Source organism: Microcoleus sp. N9_A2 (assembly GCF_036701775.1).
Lineage (GTDB): Bacteria > Cyanobacteriota > Cyanobacteriia > Cyanobacteriales > Microcoleaceae > Microcoleus.
The window spans coordinates 1-2,476 of record NZ_JAUBRH010000135.1; the positions used below are offsets into that span (position 1 = coordinate 1).

At 46.2% G+C, this 2,476-nt stretch carries 1 protein-coding gene; it reads right to left on the reverse strand.

Annotation, left to right across the window (positions count from 1 at the left end; all coding sequences use genetic code 11):
* Nucleotides 1-133: 133 nt before the first annotated feature.
* Nucleotides 134-1,876: a group II intron reverse transcriptase/maturase gene (ltrA, locus tag QUA44_RS30295; RefSeq protein ID WP_333257586.1), complete on the reverse strand. Its 1,743-nt coding sequence runs from the start codon at nucleotides 1,874-1,876 to the stop codon at nucleotides 134-136.
* Nucleotides 1,877-2,476 lie beyond the last annotated feature (600 nt).

A 2,476-nucleotide genomic window follows, 5' to 3' on the forward strand; every position in this document is an offset into this window, starting at 1 on the left:
TTTGTTAGGGTCGAACGGGGTATCGCTACCCCGAACTCCCATGCAAAACCGGACGTGATAGTTTCCCGTCATCCGGCTCCTCGACTGTTTGGCGCTTGTCATGCGTACCTCTTTCCCATTAAGGGTTAGGGGGCTAGAAATAAGATTCATCACTTCTCATCTCCCACTCTTTTGGTTCCCATTTGGCGTGAATAATGTCGTGGCAGTGTCTATGTACGGCTGTCAGATTTGTCTTCTTGTTGTTGCTTCTGTTTCTATCTATGTGATGTACTTCAATTAGACAATCTGACGTGAAGTACAGACCGCAGTGCGAACACTTCCCATCTTGCTTTTTAATAAGCTCGGATAATTGTTTGGGAGTTTCAGGGTATTCCCCTTTTCGCTTGCTCCAGTAGACCCAATCTCCGTCATAAGGGCTTATTTCACCCTTCACCTTTGTGTGTCTGGTTATTGGAGTATCGCCATGCTTGGCTAGACAATGCTTGCCATTTTTGGTGGCGAATACCCAATTATTATTTCCTTTGGTTGTCCAAGTCTTGTCGGCGCTTTCATGACGGTAAATTGCCCATCCTCGTATTTGCTGATAGATGATGTGGTCTGCAAGTTGGAATATATCTTTGCTGCAAACCGTTTTGTAATAGTTCGACCAGCCCCTTATCACGGGGTTTAGTGTTGCAATTAAGGCATCTCGCGATGAACCTTTGTGCTTATCGATTAGGTCGCCTACTTTAGATAGATGGACTTTCAGCTTTTCCTTGGATGGTGTGATGATGGTTTTAAATCCTTGCTTAGACGCATACTCCCCTACCTCGAACTGTCTAACATTAAATCCGAGGAAGTCGAACCCTATGTTGCCTCCTTCTTCAACTAGAGTGTGTGAGAGTCTGGTTTTTTCGGGTTTTAATTCCAAGCCAATGCCACTGAGCCATTCTGCTGTTATCTGCATACATCTTTGGACGACGGCTTTATCTTTGTGTAGAATTACAAAGTCATCAGCATAGCGAACTACTGTTAGGGTCATTCGCTTAGAGCGTTTGCTCTGTTGTCTGCCGTAGTTATTTTTCATATCTACGGTTTCAACGTATTGGAGTAGCCGATTTTCCAAGCCGTGGAGGGCGATGTTTGCTAGCAAGGGCGATATAACCCCGCCTTGCGGCGTTCCCTCAGATGATTGACTGAACCCTTTCTTTTTATTGCGATTAGCGTATTCGCTCCAGTCAATCACTCCCGCTTTCAACCATGCCCGAATTTGACGGCGGATGGTGGGGAATGTATTTAATTTTTCTAGCAGCGCTTCATGGTTTATTCGGTCGAAGCATTTGGCAATGTCGGCATCTAGCACGTATTTCGGCTTCTGCTTGATTGCTCCATATATTGCTTCGATTGCGTCGTGGCATGACCGCCCTGGTCGGAATCCGTAGCTGTTTGGCTCGAATTTTGCTTCCCATTCCGGCTCTAAGGCTGCTTTTACCAGAGCTTGGGATGCTCTGTCGTTCATTGTGGGTATCCCTAACGGGCGTTTTTCGTCTCTACCAGGTTTATCAATCCAGACTCTCCTGACAGGTTTAGCCTTTTGGTTTAACCTCAGTTGGCGTATAAGTTCTAGCCTTTGTTTGGGGATTAAACTCTTAATCCCATCTATTCCAGCCGTTTTCTTGCCCCGATTATCCTGAGTTACCCGACGAACGGCTAATGCCTTAGCCGACCAAGACCTCATCAAAGTCTTTTGAAGCCTACGGACTGCTTTGACATCCCCACGTTGAGAGGCTTTGAATATGCGCTTTTGCAACTTAAAGACTATCCTCTGTATTTTTTTCCAGTTGATATCCTTCCATTCCACTTCTGTCTGTATTGACTCAGTATTAGACGTATTCATTGCTACTTGTTCCTATTCATTTCCAAACAATCGTGAATCTGTCAGCGTATCCTCGCCATTAAAGCGAGGCATTGGCTTTTGATTCAATCCTGCCCCCGTACATCATCTGGCTAGCTACCTACTCAGGCATCGACCTTCCTGAGAGATGTATGGGGGTTATCCCGTTCCTAACGACCATTGATTGAATCTTTAGAGCGATGCTATTCACCGGGTTTATGGGAAATGCTTTGTTGGTCGGCTAAACACCCGCCAACTCCCTATCCTTGCCCTTTTGGGACTCCCAGTGTGATCAACCTATTTCACTGGTTATACTTAACGATGATTTAGACACATCTTCGCTTGCGCTGCTCATGGATTCCTGCTCGAAGGGATTCTCAGTTAGGTTGCCGAGTTACCTCCTTCTTGCCCCGCTTTACCTCTAGGGTTGCTACGCCTAGAAATAGGGGTAATGCTTTCACCACTGCACCTGTGGGGAGGGACTTACACCCTCAAGGTCGTTAAGTTGTCAAGGTTCGTTTCAACCCATACGAAAGGCTGATTCCTTGCTCCGCCTACACTTTAAGCCGTTAGGCTTTCCGTTTTCGCGGAAACGGGTCGCAC

Bases quoted from the DNA above. Each gene is read 5' to 3' on its own strand.
- ltrA (WP_333257586.1), bottom strand. From the start codon at position 1,876: ATGAATACGTCTAATACTGAGTCAATACAGACAGAAGTGGAATGGAAG.